This is a genomic window from Streptomyces sp. NPDC096040, from assembly GCF_040303265.1.
Classification (GTDB): Bacteria; Actinomycetota; Actinomycetes; order Streptomycetales; family Streptomycetaceae; genus Streptomyces.
Genome location: NZ_JBEOTA010000004.1, coordinates 1 through 19557 on the forward strand (window position 1 = coordinate 1; position 19557 = coordinate 19557).

The window sequence follows — 19557 nt, forward strand, 5'->3', positions numbered from 1 at the left end:
GGCAGCGCCCTGACGACCCTTGGGGGGCATCTACTAACTCCTACGGGAGGTGGTCGGTCCTACAGCGAAGACCGGTCGATACCGGTGCGCCCCAACGGCGTTGCCCTGCGCAGCTGTCACCACGCGGTGGCCTTCTCCTCCGAGGGGAGGAGGATCCACAGCGCTATGTAGAGCAGGAACTGCGGGCCCGGCAGCAGGCAGGACAGCAGGAAGATCACCCGCATCGTCGTCGCGGAGGTGCCGAAGCGCCGGGCCAGCGCGGCGCACACTCCGCCGATCATGCGGCCATGGGTGGGGCGGGCGAGGCTGGACATTCGCGGCTCCTTCGTGAGCGTCCGGTTCGAGGCGGCCCGTGCGGCCCCTCATCTGCCCTCCACGGTACGGAGACGAACCGGGTCGAAGCGTCGCTCTACGGGGCGATCCCGACCCTGGGAATCGTCGGGGTACGACCCTGAACCGCGTCCTCCTGGGGGAGGGCCACGGGGCGTCGCAGCTCACGCCGGCGGCGGAGCCGGGAGCGGGCCGCCGGGACCACCGCCAGATGCGCGACGATCACGCCGACCGTGTTGAGGAGGATCGAGTCGACGTCCACCACCCGTCCGGGCACCCCGGTCTGCAGCAGGGCTATGCCGAGCGAGATCAGGGTGCCCGCGGCGGCGGTACGGATCAGGGAGGCGAGCGGGGAGACATGGAGTCTGCCGTGGACCGTCGGGAGCAGTACGCCCAGCGGGGCGAGCAGCGCGAGTCCCTCGCCGATCCGGTGGGCCGCCTCGCGCGGGCCCAGCGCCAGGTCGGCACGGATACCGGCGAACGGGTGCAGGTTGGCGGGCATCACCCAGGGCACGTCCAGCGGCCGCAGCATCAGCCAGGCGACGAACGCGAGATGTGCGACAAGGAGGACACCCCCTGTCACACGGACGCGGATCGCGGCGCTGCCGCCGATGGAGCCTTGACGCTGCACTCCCCCCTAGACGCGCCCGCGCACGCGAACGGTTCCGGATACGGGGGTGAGGCCTCAGACACACTGAGCCTGCAGCGCCCCGCAAGAGGCGCGGGGCTGTGACGATATGCGGCCACGCCGCGTGGGCGCGACCAGCCCCCAACCGGCCCGCACCCGCCGCACGACCCTCCCCGGCACCCCATGATGCGCCGCAACACCCATCACCCAGAAGAAACCTCACTGGACGGCGGCCGGTTCCCGCTCGGAGAGTTCCGTACCGCGTCCGTGCACTCGTACCGCAGCAGCGGCTCCCGCCCCGGCCCGCCCAGGATCACCGAACCGTCGCCCTCGGCCGCGGCCGAGTCGGAGAGGGTGCACACGATCTGGCCCAGTGCGTACGACGTCAGCTGCGTCGGCGAGGTGCTCAGCCGCAGTGTGTCCTCGGGGTCGCCGGCGCGTGGCCCGACGACCGACATCCCGCCGCGAACGTCCGTCGTGTAGCCCGCCGCCTTCTCGGCGGCCGTGGGCGTCTCCGCGAGCTGGTCCAGCAGCCCCTGGGCGACGATCACCCGCCGCTGCGCGTCCGCTGTCCCCTCCGGGACCCGTACCTCGCGGTCCACGGTCACCAGCGAGGAGCCGCACAGCAGGAACACCTGCACCGGCACCCCGCGTGCGGACTGCGTCGACAGATCCGGCTGGGTCATCGAGCACGGCACCCGCGAGGGCGCCCCGCCGAAGTCGGTCGGCACCTCGGTGGCCCGGATCCCGCACCCGGAGAGCGCGAGCGCCAGACCGGCGACGGCCAGGAGTCTTCGTACGTGCATCAGGCGCCCTTCTCCCCGGCATCCTTGGTCTCCTCGGTCAGGGCCGAGGCGTCCCGGGGCAGCCGGAACGTGAACACCGCACCGCCCTCGGGGGAGTTGGCGGCGGTGATCGAGCCGCCGTGGATACGGGCGTTCTCGGTCGCGATGGACAGGCCCAGGCCGCTGCCCTCGGAACGCGGCCGGGAGGCGCTCGCCTTGTAGAAGCGGTCGAAGACGTGCGGCAGGACGTCCTCGGGGATGCCGGGTCCGTGGTCGCGTACGGCGACCACCAGGTCGTCGCCCTCGATCCGCACCGACACCCGCACCGGCGAACCGCCGTGCTTGAGCGCGTTGCCGATCAGGTTGGCGAGGACGACGTCGAGGCGGCGCGGGTCGAGGCGGGCGTGGATACCGCGCTCGGCGTCCAGCTCCACCGCGTCCAGCCAGGCCCGGGCGTCGATGCAGGAGGTGATCTGGTCGGCGATGTCGACGTCGTCGAGGACCAGCCGGGCCGTCCCGGCGTCGAAGCGGGTGACCTCCATCAGATTCTCGACGAGGTCGTTGAGGCGGCGGGTCTCGCTGACGACCAGCCGGACGGCGGGCTCGATCATCGGGTCCATCGACCCCGACTCCGCCTCCAGCTCCTCCTCCAGGATCTCGGTCACGGCGGTGATCGCGGTGAGCGGCGTACGGAGTTCATGGCTCATGTCGGCGACGAAGCGACGCGAGGCGTCTTCCCGCGCGGCCATGTCGTCGACCCGCTTCTCCAGCGCCTCGGCCGCATCGTTGAACGTCCGTGAGAGATCGGCGAGTTCGTCCGTCCCCGACACCCGCAGCCGGGTGTCCAGCTTGCCCTCGCCGAGCCGCCGCGCGGCGACTCCGAGGCGGTGCACGGGCTTCAGTACGGTCGTGGCGGCGGCCTGAGCGAGCAGCGCGGAGCCGATGAGGGCAAGACCGGTGGCGATACCCAGCGACCACGCCAGCGAGTTGAGGTCCTTCGCCTCCGGCTCCAGGGACTTCATCATGTAGCCGGTCGGACCGCCGCCGATCAGCCGCGTCCCGGCGACGAGATACGGCGTGCCGTGGTCGACGACCCGCTGCCAGTACAGGTGGTAGGCCGACTTGTTGGAGCCGGTCAGCTTCTGCTGCTTGTCGACGGCGTTCCGCAGCGACTTCGGCACGTCGTCGAGCGCGAACGCGCTCAGCCCGTCCGAACTGCCGTACACCTTCTTGCCGCCCGTGTCCTCGCCGACCAGCAGCACGCTGAAGCGCTGGCTGCTGTTGGCCATCTGCCCTGCCGTGCGCTGGAGTTCGTCCTGGGTGGGATGGACGGGCAGCGCTCCGGCCCGGTTCTGCATCTCCTGCTGGAAGTCGCGCAGCACCGAGTCCTGGGTACGGGTGAGCACGGCCTCGCGGTTCAGCCAGTACGCGATGCCGGACGCGGACACGGCCGCGGTCAGCGCGACCAGTCCGAAGACCACGACGAGCCGCAGCCGCAGACTGGTGAAGCGCAGCCGGGACACGGCTCCCTTGCGGTCTGCGGCCCAGCCGCGGAATCCCCCTTGCCGGTCCGTCACTGAGGAGCGTCCAGGCGGTAGCCGACACCACGCACGGTACGGATCAGGGACGGCGACGAGGGCACGTCCTCCACCTTGGCGCGCAGCCGCTGCACACAGGCGTCCACCAGCCGGGAGTCACCGAGGTAGTCGTGCTCCCAGACCAGCCGCAGCAGCTGCTGCCGGGACAGCGCCTGACCGGGCCGCCGGCTCAGTTCGAGCAGCAGCCGCAGCTCGGTGGGCGTCAGCTGCAGATCCTCGCCGTTCTTCGTCACGGTCATCGCGGACCGGTCGATGACGACGTTGCCGAAGGTCGCCGAGTCGCTGGACTCCCGCTCCCCGCGCCGCAGCACGGCCCGGATCCGGGCGTCGAGCACCCGGCCCTGGACGGGTTTGACGACGTAGTCGTCGGCCCCGGACTCCAGCCCGACCACCACGTCGATGTCGTCGCTGCGCGCGGTCAGCAGAATGATCGGCAACTGGTCCGTGCGCCGGATCCGCCGGCACACCTCGAACCCGTCGATGCCGGGCAGCATGACGTCGAGGACGATCAGATCGGGCCGCTGCTCACGCAACAGCTTCAGACCGTCCTCACCGGTCGCAGCGGTGGCCACCCGGTGCCCCTGGCGCGTCAGTGAGAGCTCCAGGGCCGTACGGATGGCGTCGTCGTCCTCGATCAGCAACAGGGAAGGCACGGGCTCATTCTGGCCCATCCGGGGGCTGTCGTACGACCTGTGCGGCTCGGAGGTGTCCGCAAACCTCTGTAGCGCCACCACCTGTGCATCTTGTGTGGACTCTCTGTGCCGAACCCCTGTGACAGGTCTGTGACAGTCGGCGGATACGGCCGTGAAGGTGGCCCGGCAGAGTTCTCGGCACAGGCAAGGAAACGGCCTGGGCAAGCCGAACTACCGGAAGTCCACGACGGGGGGCGCGAGATGAACACGCTGCAAGGCCACAGCACCAGCGCAGTGATCACGCGCCTGCACGACGTGAACCGGGGTTCCGAGAAGTCCGGTGCCGTGAGCGGGCGGGGGTGCGCTCGCGGCACCGGACGTCAGTACACCGCCTATATGACGGTGGTTGACAGCCGTACGGGGGAGCCGCAAGGGGGGTCCGCATACGGGGAGGACACGGGGGAGCGTCGCTCGCTGAGCGAGGCGGAGTTCACCGCCTACGTCCAGGAGCGCCGCGCCTCCCTGTACGCGACCGCCTACCACCTGACCGGTGACCGCTTCGAGGCCGAGGACCTGCTGCAGAGCGCGCTGTTCTCGACGTACAGGGCGTGGGACCGGATCAGCGACAAGGCGGCGGTCGGCGGCTATCTGCGCCGCACCATGACGAACCTGCACATCAGCGCCTGGCGGCGGCGCAAGCTCAACGAGTACCCGACCGAGGAACTGCCGGAGACGCCCGGCGACACGGACGCGATGAGCGGCACCGAGCTGCGCGCGGTCCTGTGGCAGGCGCTGGCCCGGCTCCCCGAACTCCAGCGCACCATGCTGGTCCTGCGCTACTACGAGGGCCGCACGGACCCGGAGATCGCGGAGATCCTCGACATCAGTGTCGGCACGGTGAAGTCCAGCATCTGGCGGTCGCTCCGCCGGCTGCGCGAGGACGAGGTCCTCAGCTTCGGCCGTGACGAGGAGAACGCCTTCGGGGAGCTTGTCGCCTGAAGGTAAGGGGATCCGGGGGGATCCCGACGGGGAGGGCCCGGGGGGACTCACGGGGGATCGCGAGTCAGGGCCCATGGGGGAGGCACGGGGGAAAGCGAGTCCGGGGGGGGGACTCGGGGGGAAAGCACGGGGGAGCTCCGCCACGGGGGACACGGGGGTGTTCGGCGGAGCGACGGGGGCGCGGGACTGGAGGGCCGGGGGGTCCGTCCAGTCCCGCGCCCCTTTGCGCCTGAACCGGCGCCGCTCTCGCGGACGTGGTCGCTCGCCGTCGTGGTTCCTCAGTTGACGGTTGCGGTGGTCTTCGCCGTGCCGTGGTGCCCGACGGCTGCCGACGCCAGCCGGCCCAGCGCCTCGTCCCGGTCGCACGGGTGCGCGCCCAGCGACACCTGGCGGCTCACGATCGCCCGCTCCGCGCGCATCAGCCGCCAGCCGCGGCGCAGCAGGAACGGCACTGACTTACGGCCTTCCTTGAGGTCGCGCAGGAAGCGGCGCCGGAAGGTCCGCATAGGGCCCCGGCTCAGACAGAGCGCGTCGGCCAGCAGCCCCAGCTCCCGGCAGCGGTCGACGATCTCGGCGGCGAAGATGCCCTCCGCGATGAACAGCGGGGTACGGCCGATGTGCAGCGTCTCCGCGCCGGTACGGGCGCTCAGCGAGATGTCGTACACCGGCACGGGCGCCGACCCCGTGGCACAGAGCTGGGCGATGGCCTCGACCGCGACCTCCGCGTCCCAGGACTCAGGGTGGTCCCAGTCGATGTCCGAACTCCCCGCCACCTGCGGCAGAGTCGGGTCGCCGCCCTCCTTGTAGAAGTCGTCGAGGCGCAGCACGGGCAGCCCGGAACGGGCGGCGACGAGTGACTTGCCCGAGCCGGAGGGGCCGCACAGCAGCACGACACGGGCGGGAGACGGCGGATGAATGCTCACGGAACACCAGTTTGACGCATGGGGCGCCTCCTGCCGACCCCGCGGGTCGGCTTTGGAGCGTGAGTCACACCTCAACTACCCTGTGTATCGACACGATTACCCTGCGCACCCAAAGGTGGCATCAGCAATGGCCCGAACCGCGTCCTCCCCGACTCCGACCGCCCAACGCGCCCTGGTCGCACTCGCCACGGCGGGGGTGGCGCTCGGCGCGGGCACCGCGACGGCCGCCGCCGACACCCAGCACATCCTGGGTCCCTCGGTGAACGCCCGGCCCAGCTCGCTCGGCCACATCGACCCGAAGGCGGGCATGCAGTCGCTGGGCGCCATGCTGCCGTACGTCACGGGGCCGGTGGCGGGGCTGAAGCCCAACCCCCTTGCCGGCACGGGTGTCGACCCGCTGGACAACGGGGTGGGCACCCAGCTGGCCGACTTTCAGCCGGTGTCGTCGAAGATGCTGACGGGGCCGGTGGCGCAGGCACCGTCGGTCGGGGAGATTCCGGTGGTGGGGCAGGCGGCGGGGGCGCTTGGCCGCTGACTTCGAAGAGGGCCGCGCCTCCTCCGAGTTCGCGAGCAGGCGCGGCCCCTGTGGTCTGCCTGCTGTTCAGGCAGTTCTGCCGAGGCGGGTGACCAGGATGTGGATCACGTCGTCGTCGATGATGCAGAGCACCCGGTAGTCGCTGGCGTAGGGGCGGCCACGTGCTCGTGGTCGGCGAGGGCGATTTGTCTTATACGCATCACAGTGGAGTCGAGGGCCGCGCCCCTCCGGACGGAGACGAGGCGCGGCCCTCCGCTCAGCGGGCCGTCGCTGTCAGTACGACGACCCCGACGCGCCCAGCGCCCCCGTCGGGTGCCAGACCGTCTTCGTCTCCAGGAACGCCGTCATGCGGTCGGTGCCCGGCGTCCGCGTCCAGTCGTCCACAGGCTGTGGACGGAGGACGCGCTTGAGGTTGTCGGCCGCCGCGATCTCCAGCTCCTTCGCCAGCGCCTCGTCGGCGCCCGCGAGGTCGATCGCGTTGACGTCCTGGTGCGCGGCGAGGGGGGCCGCGATCTCCGCCGTACGGCCGGAGAGGACGTTGACCACTCCGCCGGGGACGTCGGAGGTGGCCAGCACCTCGGCCAGGGAGAGGGCCGGGAGCGGGGACTTCTCGCTGGCGATCACCACCGCGGTGTTGCCCGTGGCGATCACGGGGGCCACGACCGACACCAGGCCCAGGAACGACGACTCCTGCGGGGCCAGGACGGCCACCACGCCGGTCGGCTCGGGGGAGGAGAGGTTGAAGAACGGGCCCGCGACCGGGTTGCCACCGCCGACCACTTGGGCGATCTTGTCGGTCCAGCCCGCGTACCAGACCCAGCGGTCGATCGTCGCTTCCACGACGGCGGCCGCCTTGGACTTGCCGAGGCCCTCCGCGTCCGCCACCTCGCGCACGAACTGGTCCCGGCGCCCCTCCAGCATCTCCGCGACGCGGTAGAGGACCTGGCCGCGGTTGTAGGCCGTGGCACCGGACCAGCCGCCGAACGCCTTGCGCGCGGCGACGACCGCGTCCCGGGCGTCCTTGCGGCTGGACTGCGGTGCGTTGGCCAGCCAGTTGCCCTTCGAGTCCGTCACCTCGTACACCCGGCCGCTCTCGGAACGCGGGAACTTCCCGCCGACGTACAGCTTGTAGGTCTTGAAGACAGACAGGCGATCAGACATCGAGGTATGCCTCCAGGCCGTGGCGGCCGCCCTCGCGGCCGAAGCCCGACTCCTTGTAACCGCCGAACGGCGAGGTGGGGTCGAACTTGTTGAACGTGTTGGACCAGATCACGCCCGCGCGCAGCTTGTTGGCGACGGCCAGGATCCGGGACCCCTTCTCCGTCCAGATGCCGGCGGAGAGGCCGTACGGGGTGTTGTTGGCCTTCGCCACCGCCTCGTCCGGGGTGCGGAAGGTCAGCACCGACAGGACGGGGCCGAAGATCTCGTCGCGGGCGACGGTGTGCGCCTGGGTGACGTTCGTGAAGAGCGTCGGGGCGAACCAGTAGCCGGCGGACGGGATCTCGCAGGCCGGGGACCAGCGCTCGGCGCCCTCCGCCTCGCCCTGCTCGACGAGGGAGGTGATCCGCGCGAGCTGCTCCGCGGAGTTGATCGCGCCGATGTCGGTGTTCTTGTCCAGCGGGTCGCCCAGACGGAGCGTCGACAGGCGGCGCTTCAGGGAGTCGAGCAGCTCGTCGTGGATCGACTCCTGGACCAGGAGGCGGGAGCCCGCGCAGCAGACCTGGCCCTGGTTGAAGAAGATCCCGGTGACGATCCCCTCCACGGCCTGGTCGATGGGGGCGTCGTCGAAGACGATGTTGGCGCCCTTGCCGCCCAGTTCGAGGGTGAGCTTCTTGCGGCTGCCGGCGACCGTGCGCGCGATCTCCTTGCCGACGGCGGTGGAACCGGTGAAGGCGACCTTGTTCACGTCCGGGTGGGCGACGAGCGCGGCGCCCGCGTCACCGTAGCCGGGGAGGATGTTGACGACGCCCTTGGGGAGGCCCGCCTGGCGGCAGATGTCCGCGAAGAAGAGAGCGGACAACGGGGTCGTCTCGGCGGGCTTCAGGACCACCGTGTTGCCGGTGGCGAGCGCCGGGGCGATCTTCCACGCCAGCATCAGGAGCGGGAAGTTCCAGGGGATGACCTGGCCGGCCACGCCCAGCGGCCGCGGGTCCGGACCAAAACCGGCGTGGTCGAGCTTGTCGGCCCAGCCCGCGTAGTAGAAGAAGTGCGCGGCGACCAGGGGGAGGTCGGCGTCGCGCGTCTCCCTGATGGGCTTGCCGTTGTCCAGGGTCTCCAGGACGGCCAGCTCACGGCTGCGCTCCTGGATGATGCGGGCGATGCGGAAGAGGTACTTGGCGCGCTCGGAGCCCGGCAGCGCGGACCACTTCTCGAAGGCCTTACGGGCGGCCCTGACGGCCCGGTCGACGTCCTCGGCACCGGCTCGGGCGACCTCGGAGAGGACCTCCTCGGTGCTGGGGCTGACGGTCTTGAAGACCTTGCCGTCGGCCGCGTCGGTGAACTCACCGTCGATGAAGAGGCCGTAGGCGGGCGCGATGTCGACGACGGAGCGGGACTCGGGCGCCGGTGCGTACTCGAATGCGGTGGTCATCTTTTCCTTGGCCATGGTCGATCAGTCCACCGTCACGTAGTCGGGGCCGGAGTAGCGGCCGGTGGCCAGCTTCTGACGCTGCATCAGCAGGTCGTTCAGGAGCGAGGAGGCGCCGAAGCGGAACCAGTGGTTGTCCAGCCAGTCCGTGCCGGCGGTCTCGTTGACGAGGACGAGGAACTTGATCGCGTCCTTGCTGGTCCGGATGCCGCCGGCGGGCTTGACGCCGACCTGGACACCGGTCTGCGCCCGGAAGTCGCGCACGGCCTCCAGCATGAGGAGGGTGTTCGCGGGCGTCGCGTTCACCGCGACCTTGCCGGTGGAGGTCTTGATGAAGTCGGCGCCGGCCAGCATGCCGAGCCAGGAGGCCCGGCGGATGTTGTCGTACGTCGACAGCTCGCCGGTCTCGAAGATGACCTTGAGCCGGGTCGCGCCCGAGGCCTCCTTCACGGCGACGATCTCCTCGTAGACCTTGCCGTACTTCCCCGCGAGGAACGCCCCGCGGTCGATGACCATGTCGATCTCGTCGGCACCCGCGGCCACGGCGTCCCGCACGTCGGCGAGCTTGACCGCGAGCGCGGCGCGGCCGGCCGGGAAGGCGGTGGCGACCGAGGCGACCTTGACGCCGGAGCCGGCTACGGCCTCCTTCGCGGTGGCCACCATGTCCGGGTAGACACAGACGGCGGCCGTGGCCGGGGTCGTACGGTCCGTCGGGTCCGGGTGGACCGCCTTGGCGCCGAGCGCCCGGACCTTGCCCGGGGTGTCCGCGCCTTCCAGCGTCGTCAGGTCGACCATCGAGATGGCGAGGTCGATGGCGTACGCCTTCGCGGTGGTCTTGATGGAACGGGTGCCGAGGGAGGCGGCACGTGCCTCCAGGCCGACCGCGTCGACGCCGGGCAGCCCGTGAAGGAAACTGCGCAGCGTGCTGTCGGACGCGGTGACGTCAGCAAGTGCGTGGGGTGCGGTGGTGGGCATGGTCACCAGCCGAGCATATCTACGCGCGTAGCGGCTGTACACCCCGAGGGGCCTCTTCTTGTCAGGGGCGGTGGGGCAGACGCCCCTGAAAGGGGCGCGGGGAACTGCGCGAGCAACCACGAACCACCCGCACCCGCGCACGAGACGTATCCCTCACGGCGCGAAGGCGCACGGCTGAGGCAGAATCGCGGCATGACCACGCCCCTCGTCAAGGACCGCATCTACCGCTCGCCCCAGGCGCTGATCGGCGGCGTACTCCTGCTCGCGATCGTCTGCTGGCTGGGCATCGACGCGCTGTTCCGGGGCCACGGCCACACCCCCTGGCTCGCCCTGGCCGCCCTGATCCTCATCGTGCCGCTGGTGGCCGCCTTCACCCTGCGCCCGGCGGTGCTCGCGGGCGCGGACCGGCTGCGGGTACGGAACCCCTTCCGGGTGATCACGTTGCCGTGGGGGGAGATCGCCTCCCTGCGCTCCGGCTACTCGAACGAGGTGATCGTCAAGTCGGGCGCGAAGTACCAGCTGTGGGCGATCCCGGTCTCGCTGCGGGGCCGCAAGAGGGCGGCGCGCCGGCAGGCGAAGTCGGAGTCGGACGCGCGGCGCGGGCGGACGGGGTCCGCCGGGCGGGGAGGCGGTGGGTTCGGTATGGGCGGCTTCGGCGTGGGCGGTGGCGCGTTCGGGGGGCTGCGGGAGGCCGACGACGCGACCGGGCCGGTGCGCGCGGAGACCGACAAGATCATGGACGAGCTGCGGGAGATGCTGGAGAACCGGGGCCCGGCCGAGTCCGCGCAGGGCGAGATCACGGTCCGCTGGGCGTACGAGGTGGTGGCGCCGGCGATCGCGGGGGCGGTGCTGCTGGCGATCCTGCTGGCGGTGGGCTGACCGACGCGCCAGGCTGGCGCCCGCCCCAACCGCTGGAGGCACACCGCGCACGCGGCCGCACTGCCGGCGGCTCACGGCGCTCCCGGCGGGGATCTCGGTTCGGTGTGATCCCTCTGCCCCCGGCCCCGCCCCCAAGCGCACGGTGCCGAGCCCCCCGCGGTGGGTGGCCCGGCACCGTGGTTCAGGGGTTCGCCCGGTCGGGCGTCAGCGGACGTCGACGAAGTCGGACGCGGAGACCGCGGCGGCGGTCGTGTCCGTGCCGGCGTAGGACCAGCGGTAGTCGCCGTCGGCGTATGCGCGGACGGTGGTGGAGACGGTGCCGTCGGCGGCGGTGGAGGCGGACTTCAGGGTGGTCCAGGTGCCGCAGCCCGCGGGACGGAACTGGAGTTCGACGGACTGGCCGGCCGCGGCCGCGGCGAACGCGCCGGTCGCCCAGTCCGCGTTCCGCACGCCGCCCTTGACCGTGAGGAGCTTGCCCCACCTCACCGGCTCGGGGGTGGCGTCGGCGGTCAGCCGGGTGTCGCGCTTCATGGTGAACGTGGCCGCGTTCTCCAGGAACTGGGCGTCGCCGTCGGCGGCGATCGCGTACGCGCTGACGTTCCAGGTGCCGGCCAGCGCGTCGTTGGCCGGAGCGGTGCCCGGGATGAGGTTGAAGGTCAGCGTGCAGGTGGTGGTGGCGTCGGTGGTCGGGGCGCAGTTAGTCGCGGCCGGAACCGTGCTGTCCTGGGCGGCGTATGTGCCGTGGTACAGGGTGGCGTTGATCTCCGAGATGCCGGTCGGGTCGGTCGCGGTGACCGCGACGGAGACGGTTCTCGCGCTCGTACCGACAACGACGGGGGCCCCACTGTTGACGACGACGCCGGTGACGTAGGTGTCGCCGTACTGCTCGTCCGCGTGTGCGGCCGGAACGGCGAGGGCGGACAGGGCCACGACGCCGCACGCGGCGGCGACGGCAGAGTAAATGCGCATGCGAATTCCCCAAGTCGAATGCCATGGCCGGCCAATTCCCGGCAGCCGGTCCCGAATTGACGTGTGCAGCGTACTCATCGAGTGGAGATTTTGGAACGCTTTCGGTGGTTGCCCAAGGGGATCGGTGTTTTTCCGGTAAAGAGAAGTGCGGGCGAATATCGGCTGCGTCGATTCCATGGAAAACCGAAGGGAAAACTCAACCCTAATTTCAGCGGACCTGGCGGCCACCTACGCGTACCGCGCCCGGCGGGCGGGCCGTCTTGATCGAGACCGGGCCTCTCGCTCATCCCTCACGTTGGCTGTGGGACAGCTTTGTGAACGAGGGGCAACCATTGCATGAAGCATGCTCAGTACATTAAAGAGAGGGCAATCGTTGTCACTCACGTCTCACTACCCTGCGGGTGCCGCATGGACGACGAATCAGGGTCCGAACATGCGGCCTTCCTGACAACGGGAACCGCAGGGGTGGGGATGGATGGCGGCAAGACAGGGGGGCGCGGCTGTACCCGGCACGCGCTGCCAAATAGACATATCCGCAGACGGCAGCTACCTGTGGCGCCTCACGGCCACGAACGGACGGGTGATCGCCGTGGCGGCCCTGACGTACCGCAGCTACGAAGAGTGTCGAACGGCGTTCGAGCGAATGTGCGCCGATGTCCTCGGATTACCTGGAGGTGTGCACCACACCTCCGAAGGCAATGGCTGGGTCTGGCGGTTGCGTGATCCGTCCGGTGGCGCGCTGGCCGTGTCCTCCCGTGCCTATGAGCGGCACTCGACCTGCCAGGCCGCCTATGAGCGATTCCGGGGTCTCCTGGTCGATATCGGGGCCGGTGGCATGATCGCTTGGGAGGACATGGACTGAGCGGACCGTTCGTCGGCCCGGCAGTTCACGACAAGGGCAGTCCACAAAAAGGGCAAGTTCACAACAAGGGCAGTTCACAACAAGGGTCTGAACCCGCCACAACGGTGGGCTCAGGCCCTTTTGCGTTCCCCCTATCGCCGCGTTCACGTCAATCCCGGAAGTTGCCTCTCGGGGATGCCTCGTTCATCTTCGCGTGCGCAGAAGTCCATCAGGCCTCAGGAGCGTCGACCCATGTGACGACGCGAATAGATGAGCGACCATTGGGTCCGGTCGACGACCCACCGAGACGCCTGTACGCCGATCCGGGCGTCCCGGACCGGGTGTTCAGGGGTGCTCTGCGGGGCGGTGGCGCCCTGGTGCTGGCCATCATGCTGCTCGTCGGCGGCTTTCTCACGTACCGGGCCTGGCAGGCCCTGGCGGTCGCGAAGTGGGGCTTCATCACCACCGAGACCTGGGAACCCGACGGCGGCCATTTCGGTATCGCGGCCGTGCTCGTCGGCACCATCCTCATCGCGCTCGTCGCGATCGCGTTCGCGGTGCCGCTGGCGCTCGGCACGGCGCTGTACATCTCCGAGTACGCCCCGGCGCGGATCCGCCGGACCCTCGTCAGCATCGTGGACCTGATGGCCGCCGTGCCGTCGGTGGTCTACGGCCTGTGGGGTCTGTTCTTCTTCCAGGGACACGTGGTGTCCCTGTCCCGCTGGATCGCCACGTACTTCGGATGGATACCGCTCTTCGAGGTCGACGGCGCCGACCCGCGCGACCCGCTCGCCACCGCCACCGTCTACACCTCCTCCACCTTCATCGCCGGCATGGTCGTGTCGCTGATGGTCGCGCCGATCATCTGCTCGGTGATGCGCGAGGTGTTCTCGCAGGCTCCGGTCGGCGAACGGGAGGGCGCGTACGCGCTCGGCGCGAACCGCTGGGGCATGATCCGCAGCGTCGTCCTGCCCTTCGGCAAGGGCGGCATCATCGGCGGCACCATGCTGGGCCTGGGCCGGGCGCTCGGCGAGACCATCGCCGTGTACCTGATCATCTCGCCGGTGTTCGCGATCCAGCCGCACATCCTCCAGAACGGCACCAGCTCGGTCTCCTCGCTGATCGCCCTGCGCTACGGCGAGGCGAGCGAGATCGGTATGTCGGCGCTGATGGCCGCGGGCCTCGCGCTGTTCCTGATGACCCTCGTCGTCAACTTCGTCGCGTCGTCGATCGTCGCCCGCAGCCGCTCCGGCGCGACGAGCGACTCCTGAGGAGACCGAGCCCCGATGACCGTCACCACCGCACAGAGCCCACCCGGCGACCAGGAACCGAAGCCCGCGCCCGTGGATCCGCCGGCGCCGCGCACCCGGCTGCCCGAACGCCGCACCGGGGCCACCGAGTCACGCCGTAACCTCTCGACGCTCCGCGCGACCGACGTGTACGCCATGCTCGGCGCCGCCGCCGCGTCCCTCGCCATCACCTGGCTGATGTTCGACCGGATGCTGCCCTTCAACGGCGCACTGGGCTTCGTCGTGATCGCCTATGGGCTCTTCATCGGCCTGTACGCGCTGCTGGTCTCCTTCGACGAGGACGGGCCCGCGGTACGCGACCGGGTGGCCGCCGCCGTCGTCCAGAGCCTCGGCGTGGTGATGATCGCCGTACTGGCCTTCGTGATCGTCTACACCATCTACGAGGGCCGCGACGCGCTGCCGCACCTGAACTTCTACACCCAGTCGATGTCCGACGCGGGCCCGATCGAGCCGCTCACCGTCGGCGGCATCCTGCACGCGATCGTCGGCACCCTGTGGCAGATCTCCATCGCCCTGGTGATCTGCATCCCGTCCGGGCTGGTATGCGCGGTCTTCCTCAACGAGGTGCCGGGCGCCTTCAGCCGGTTCGTCCGCACCATCGTCGAGGCGATGACAGCGTTGCCGTCCATCGTCGCCGGCCTGTTCATCTACGCGACCTTCATCCTGGCGCTGGGCTTCGACCGCTCCGGCCTCGCCGCCGCGCTGGCGATCTCCGTGATGATGCTGCCGATCATCATCCGCGCGTCGGACGTGGTGATCCGGCTGGTCCCGGGCACGCTGCGGGAGGCGTCGTACGCGCTCGGCACCTCGCGGTGGCGCACGGTGTGGCATGTGGTGCTACCCACCTCGCGGTCCGGACTGATGACGGCGATCATCCTGGGCACGGCCCGCGGCGTGGGCGAGACCTCGCCGGTCCTGCTGACCGCCGGTTACACCGCGGAGCTCAACACCAATCCGCTGCACGACCCGATGGTGTCGCTCCCGCTGGCCACCTTCGAACTGGTCAAGTCCCCCGAGCCCACCTACATCGCCCGTGGCTTCGGCACCGCCGCGGTGCTGCTGGTGCTGGTGCTCGTGCTGTTCGTCATCGCCCGCGTCATCGGTGGCCGCGGGCCGGGACAGCTGACCCGCCGTCAGGAGCACCGCCGGGTGAAGGCGTCGCGCCGCGACGCCAAACGCTTCGCGGCCCACGCCGTCACCGACCAGCCGTCCGTCAGACCCGCACCGACGAGGAGCACCCCGTGATACCCGCCTCAGTCCGACGCCCACGCGCTACGCGCGTGTACCAGGCGCTGGCGATATGCGTCGCCCTGGTCTGCATGCTGCTGGCGCTTCACCCACCGGGTGCCTTCGCCGCCACCTACGTCAAGATCAGCGGATCCGGCTCGACCTGGAGCTCCAACGCCATCGAGCAGTGGCGCCGTAACGTCAAGCAGCAGGGACTCACCGTCAACTACTCGGCTGTCGGTTCGTCGGTCGGCCGGACCCAGTTCGCGAACGGCACCTCCGACTTCGGTGTGTCCGAGATCCCCTACGGCCTCACCGAGTTCGGCACGACGGAGGCCCCGCCGCAGCGCAAGTACGCCTACATGCCGATCGTGGCCGGCGGTACGTCGTTCATGTACAACCTGAAGATCGGCGGCAAGCAGGTGACCAACCTCCGGCTGTCCGGAGACGTCATCACCAAGATCTTCACCGGCAAGCTCACTCAGTGGAACGCGCCGGAGATCAAGGCGGACAACCCCAAGCTGAACCTTCCCGCCCGCCGGATCGTCCCGGTCGTCCGCTCCGACGGCTCCGGTACGACCGCGCAGTTCAGCCTGTGGATGTCCAAGCAGTACAGCTCCCTGTGGAACGACTACTGCCGCCGGGCGGGCAAGCCCACCCCCTGCGGTCTGACGTCGTACTTCCCGGTGATCCCCGGTTCGGGCTTCGTCGCCCAGTCGCAGTCGCTCGGCGTCGCGGGCTACACCAAGCAGCCCCAGGCCGAGGGCGCCATCACCTACGTCGAGTACTCGTACGCGCGGAACGCGGGATTCCCGGTGGCCAAGGTCCTCAACAAGGCCGGCTACTACATCGAGCCGACCGCCTCCAGCGTGGCCGTCGCGCTCACCAAGGCCCAGATCAACGACGACCCGCGCTCCGCGAACTACCTCACCCAGAACCTGGACAACGTCTACACGTACGGCGACAAGCGCACCTACCCCCTCTCCTCCTACAGCTACATGATCATCCCGACCAAGGAGGAGATGGGCTTCACCAAGGCCAAGGGCGCGACGCTGAGTACGTTCAACAACTACTTCCTCTGCGAGGGCCAGCAGCTGGCGGACCGGCTCGGCTACTCGCCGCTGCCGAAGAACCTGGTGCAGGCGGCCATGGACCAGACGAAGAAGATCCCGGGCGCCGTGTCGGCGGACATCGACATCAACAAGTGCAACAACCCGACCTTCTCCGGCGGGAAGAACGTGCTGCTCCAAAGCGCCCCCTACCCGCAGGCGTGCGACAAGAAGGGGCCGGACCAGTGCGCGACCGGCACCGGCGGCGACAAGACGCCCACACAGGTCAGCAACGGCTCCAGCACGGGCGGCTCCGCCTCCGGCGGCAGCGCTTCGGGCGGCTCCGGTACGACCGGCGGCTCGTCGTCGACGGGCGGCTCGGGATCGACGGGCTCGGGCGGTACGACGACGGGCGGCTCCACCGGCGGTACGACGGGCGGCACCGCCGCGGGCGGAACGACCGGCGGCGTCGACCCGGACACCGGTCAGGCGCTCGGTACCGACCAGAGCACCGGCGGCACCTCGGTCGCCGCCAGCCCGGTCTCCCTGGCCTCGGACGACTCCCTGGGCCTGCGCACCGCGCTGATGGCGCTGTCGGCCGTGCTCCTGGTCGGCGTCGTCGTCGGACCACCCGTGGTCGCGCGGCTGATGGCGGGCCGGAGCCGGCGCAAGGACGGTGCGGCATGAGGGCCGCGATGAACCGGCGGCCCGCAGCGCGGGTCGTCGTCGCCGTGGGAGCCCTGCTGGCCGGGCTGCTCCTGGCCCTGCTCCCGTTCCCGCCCGTCACGAATCCCGCCGCGGCGGCGGACGGCGGCGCGGAGAACTCCGCGGTGACGGTGACGGGCAAGAAAGGCCCGTACGACGACTTCTCCAAGCTGAAGGTGACCGTCGGCCAGACGAAGGGGCTGCGGTCGCAGGGCGTTCGGGTCAGCTGGACAGGGGGGCAGCAGACGTCGGACAACACCTTCGCGTTCGACTACCTGCAGATCATGCAGTGCTGGGGGGACGATCCGGCCGGGCCCACCCGTGAGCAGTGCGAGTTCGGCAGCACGGGCGTGGGCGAGTCCGTGATTCCGGGCGCCTTCGCCGGGACGAGGAGGGTCAGCGGCGACCCCAGTGCCGCCTACGTCTACGACCCGGCGGAGACGCAGTACACCGGTGCGGACGCCTTCGTTCCGTTCCAGCCCGTCGGTGGACTCCCGGCCACCACGTCGTCCACGGACACGACTTACTACGGCCCGCTGGACACGAACGAGCAGGTCGCCAACCGCACCTTCGCCAACGGCACCGGGGAGGTGAACTTCGAGGTGCAGGACGCGACAGAAGCCCCCCACCTCGGATGCGGTGCGAGCACGGCGTCCGCCGGCAGCGACCCCGCTCCACGGTCGTGCTGGCTGGTCATCGTGCCGCGCGGCACGCACGACGCCGACGGTACGGATGTCGAGAACCCCGGTGACGGCCGTAGCCACAATCTCGTTACCTCGCCGCTGTCCGCCACGAACTGGGCCCAGCGGATGGTCGTCCCGCTGTCCTTCCAGCCGGTCGACGCGTTCTGCCCGGAGGGCCAGCCGGAGCGGCCCACGGCCGGCTCCGAACTGACGACGGACGCCGTCACGTCCTGGCAGCCGAAGCTGTGCTCGGCCACGGGGAGCACCTTCTCCTTCATCCAGGGCGGGGAGGAGGAGGCCAGGAGTCAGGTACTGAACACGACGTCCGACGCGCCCCTGCTCGGTTTCACCGTCGACCCGGTCGATCAGCAGGGCGCTGCCGCGAAGGTCGTGGAGGCGCCGGTGGCGGTGTCCGGGGTGGCGATCGCGTTCTTCATAGAGAGCCCGGACGGTGTCGTCCAGGACATGAAACTGACGCCACGGATCGTCGCCAAGATGCTCACTCATTCCTATGTGAAGGACGTGTCGATTAATTCGACGCCAGACCATCTGAAAGGGAATCCGGACACTTTCGTCCAGGACAAGGAGTTCCAGGAGCTGAATCCGGGCTTTCCGGCGCTGAAGGGCACGCCGAGAAGCCTCATGGTTCCGCTGCAGAGCTCCGACACCACCCGCCTGGTCTGGAACTGGCTCCAGTCCGACGCGGACGCCCGGAACTTCCTGTCCGGGAAGCCGGATCCCTGGGGCATGAAGGTGAATCCCTACTTCAAGGCTCTGGACCTGGCGGAGAGCACCGAGCTCACCGACTACCCCAAGGTGGACCCGACGACATCGGACGCCCTGGCCAACCTCACACCCCCGCTCACCTACACCTTGACCGACCTGGATCCGTACACGGCGGACCTGCACGACGGGGCGGTGCGCACTCTCCGGGGCAACAACAACCGCACCATCCAGTGGCAGCAGGAGGGCGCTACCGGAACCCCGCCCAAGCTGATCAACGACTCGCCCCAGCTGGGAAGACGTGCCGTGCTGGCGATCGTCGACAGCGCGTCGGCGCAGCGCTACGGACTGAAGACGGCGGCCCTGCGCAACGCGGACGGCACCTTCGTCAAGCCCTCGACCAGCACTCTTACGGCCGGAGTCGAGGCCATGAAGCCGTCATCCACGGACGCCTCCGTGCTCGACCCGGATCCGGCGCGGGCCAAGGGCCAGGCCTATCCGCTGACGGCCGTGGCCTACGCCGCGGCCTCGATGAACCAGGACGCCGCGACCCGCAAGGCGTACGCGCAGTTCATCAGGTACGCGGCCGGGGCGGGCCAGACCCAGGGCCTGGCGGCGGGCCAGCTGCCCTACGGCTACGCGCCGTTGCCGGCGAAACAGCGCGCGCAGGCCAAGACGGCCGCGGACGCTCTGGAGAAGGGCGCCACCACGGGCGGCGATTCGACATCCGCCCCGCCGGCGTCGGACGGCGGCCCCGGAGGACTCGGCTCCGGGACCGACAGCGGAGGAGTCTCCGGCGGCACGGACACCGGCGGCCGCCGACGACGGGCCGGCGGTGACGCCACCGACGGCCCGTCGTCGGCGGCCGCCGTGAACGGTTCCGCGTCGCCCTCCTCGGGGCCGCAGCAACCCGTCGCGAACAGCCAGAGCGGAGTCACCCCCGCAGAGGTCATGGGGATTATTCGCTGGGTTTTGCTCGTCGTCCTGTTTCTGGGCGGTACAGCAGGTCTTTCAGGTCCTTTGCTCCTTCGCCTCGCGCATCGGCGGAATCCCTAGGAGATACCTAGGAAGCCTCCCCGTAACCTTTCTCTCGTTGGAAATTGGTTGGCCACCGCGCGGAATTACTGGAAGCGTATGCGGTGGCCGACCGGCGGGTCGGTAGCACGAAAATCCGGATTC

18 protein-coding genes are annotated in these 19557 nt (G+C 69.9%); 8 read left to right on the plus strand and 10 right to left on the minus strand.

What is annotated here, in order from left to right; translation table 11 throughout:
• Window positions 1-116: 116 nt before the first annotated feature.
• The 5 genes from ABTY98_RS05510 to afsQ1 form a co-directional block, all read right to left on the minus strand.
• On the minus strand, window positions 117-314 hold the full coding sequence (locus ABTY98_RS05510) for a PspC domain-containing protein (protein ID WP_089099209.1): 198 nt from the start codon (window positions 312-314) through the stop codon (window positions 117-119).
• Between the two features lie 95 nt (window positions 315-409).
• Window positions 410-961 carry a VanZ family protein gene (locus tag ABTY98_RS05515; RefSeq protein ID WP_352219567.1) on the minus strand — a complete coding sequence of 184 codons (552 nt, stop codon included), beginning with the start codon at window positions 959-961 and terminating at the stop codon, window positions 410-412.
• 200 nt (window positions 962-1161) lie between these two features.
• Window positions 1162-1764, minus strand: a complete 603-nt coding sequence (locus ABTY98_RS05520; RefSeq protein WP_352219568.1) for a hypothetical protein — start codon at window positions 1762-1764, stop codon at window positions 1162-1164.
• Entirely contained in the window at window positions 1764-3320 is a 1557-nt protein-coding gene (locus ABTY98_RS05525; RefSeq protein WP_352219569.1) for an ATP-binding protein, read from the minus strand. The genes ABTY98_RS05520 and ABTY98_RS05525 overlap by 1 nt, the downstream gene beginning before the upstream one ends.
• Window positions 3317-3994 carry a two-component system response regulator AfsQ1 gene (gene afsQ1 / locus ABTY98_RS05530; RefSeq protein ID WP_352219570.1) on the minus strand — a complete coding sequence of 226 codons (678 nt, stop codon included), beginning with the start codon at window positions 3992-3994 and terminating at the stop codon, window positions 3317-3319. Before afsQ1 ends, ABTY98_RS05525 begins: the two co-directional genes overlap by 4 nt.
• Window positions 3995-4234: 240 nt before the next feature.
• Here afsQ1 and ABTY98_RS05535 point away from each other — a divergent pair, with 240 nt between their 5' ends.
• Window positions 4235-4972 (plus strand): SigE family RNA polymerase sigma factor, encoded by a 738-nt coding sequence (locus ABTY98_RS05535; protein ID WP_352219571.1) that lies wholly within the window; start codon window positions 4235-4237, stop codon window positions 4970-4972.
• A 278-nt stretch (window positions 4973-5250) separates the two neighbouring features.
• Here ABTY98_RS05535 and ABTY98_RS05540 read toward each other — a convergent pair whose 3' ends face one another.
• A complete protein-coding gene (locus ABTY98_RS05540) occupies window positions 5251-5895 on the minus strand; it encodes a uridine kinase family protein (RefSeq protein WP_352219572.1) in 645 nt (214 codons plus the stop codon).
• 127 nt (window positions 5896-6022) lie between these two features.
• Here ABTY98_RS05540 and ABTY98_RS05545 point away from each other — a divergent pair, with 127 nt between their 5' ends.
• Window positions 6023-6430, plus strand: a complete 408-nt coding sequence (locus ABTY98_RS05545; RefSeq protein ID WP_352219573.1) for a hypothetical protein — start codon at window positions 6023-6025, stop codon at window positions 6428-6430.
• Between the two features lie 273 nt (window positions 6431-6703).
• Here ABTY98_RS05545 and ABTY98_RS05550 read toward each other — a convergent pair whose 3' ends face one another.
• Genes ABTY98_RS05550 through deoC form a run of 3 tightly spaced genes read right to left on the minus strand, consistent with a single transcriptional unit; the run spans window position 6704 to window position 9992 of the window.
• Window positions 6704-7591: an aldehyde dehydrogenase family protein gene (locus ABTY98_RS05550; RefSeq protein WP_352219574.1), complete on the minus strand. Its 888-nt coding sequence runs from the start codon at window positions 7589-7591 to the stop codon at window positions 6704-6706.
• The gene (locus ABTY98_RS05555) at window positions 7584-9020 is read right to left on the minus strand and encodes an aldehyde dehydrogenase family protein (RefSeq protein ID WP_352219575.1); all 1437 of its coding nucleotides are present in this window, start codon (window positions 9018-9020) and stop codon (window positions 7584-7586) included. Before ABTY98_RS05555 ends, ABTY98_RS05550 begins: the two co-directional genes overlap by 8 nt.
• 21 nt (window positions 9021-9041) lie before the next feature.
• Complete coding sequence (gene deoC / locus ABTY98_RS05560; protein WP_352219878.1) at window positions 9042-9992, minus strand: deoxyribose-phosphate aldolase; 951 nt, start codon at window positions 9990-9992, stop codon at window positions 9042-9044.
• Between the two features lie 192 nt (window positions 9993-10184).
• On the opposite strand from deoC, the gene ABTY98_RS05565 reads away from it, so the two are divergent.
• Window positions 10185-10871, plus strand: coding sequence for a PH domain-containing protein (locus tag ABTY98_RS05565; RefSeq protein ID WP_352219576.1), 687 nt, complete (start codon window positions 10185-10187; stop codon window positions 10869-10871).
• A gap of 204 nt (window positions 10872-11075) precedes the next feature.
• Here the strand turns inward: ABTY98_RS05565 and ABTY98_RS05570 are convergent, their stop codons facing one another.
• The gene (locus ABTY98_RS05570; protein WP_352219577.1) at window positions 11076-11840 is read right to left on the minus strand and encodes a calcium-binding protein; all 765 of its coding nucleotides are present in this window, start codon (window positions 11838-11840) and stop codon (window positions 11076-11078) included.
• A 475-nt stretch (window positions 11841-12315) separates the two neighbouring features.
• Between ABTY98_RS05570 and ABTY98_RS05575 the strand changes: the two genes are divergently transcribed.
• The 5 genes from ABTY98_RS05575 to ABTY98_RS05595 all read left to right on the plus strand — a co-directional run bounded on the left by ABTY98_RS05575 (window position 12316) and on the right by ABTY98_RS05595 (window position 19434).
• Complete coding sequence (locus ABTY98_RS05575) at window positions 12316-12702, plus strand: DUF1508 domain-containing protein (RefSeq protein WP_352219578.1); 387 nt, start codon at window positions 12316-12318, stop codon at window positions 12700-12702.
• A 233-nt stretch (window positions 12703-12935) separates the two neighbouring features.
• Window positions 12936-13952, plus strand: a complete 1017-nt coding sequence (gene pstC / locus ABTY98_RS05580) for a phosphate ABC transporter permease subunit PstC (protein WP_352219579.1) — start codon at window positions 12936-12938, stop codon at window positions 13950-13952.
• Window positions 13953-13967: 15 nt separating this feature from the next.
• Window positions 13968-15236: a phosphate ABC transporter permease PstA gene (pstA, locus tag ABTY98_RS05585; RefSeq protein ID WP_352219580.1), complete on the plus strand. Its 1269-nt coding sequence runs from the start codon at window positions 13968-13970 to the stop codon at window positions 15234-15236.
• 35 nt (window positions 15237-15271) lie between these two features.
• Entirely contained in the window at window positions 15272-16954 is a 1683-nt protein-coding gene (gene pstS, locus ABTY98_RS05590; protein WP_352219581.1) for a phosphate ABC transporter substrate-binding protein PstS, read from the plus strand.
• Entirely contained in the window at window positions 16951-19434 is a 2484-nt protein-coding gene (locus ABTY98_RS05595; RefSeq protein WP_352219582.1) for a hypothetical protein, read from the plus strand. Before pstS ends, ABTY98_RS05595 begins: the two co-directional genes overlap by 4 nt.
• The last annotated feature ends 123 nt before the right edge of the window (window positions 19435-19557 follow it).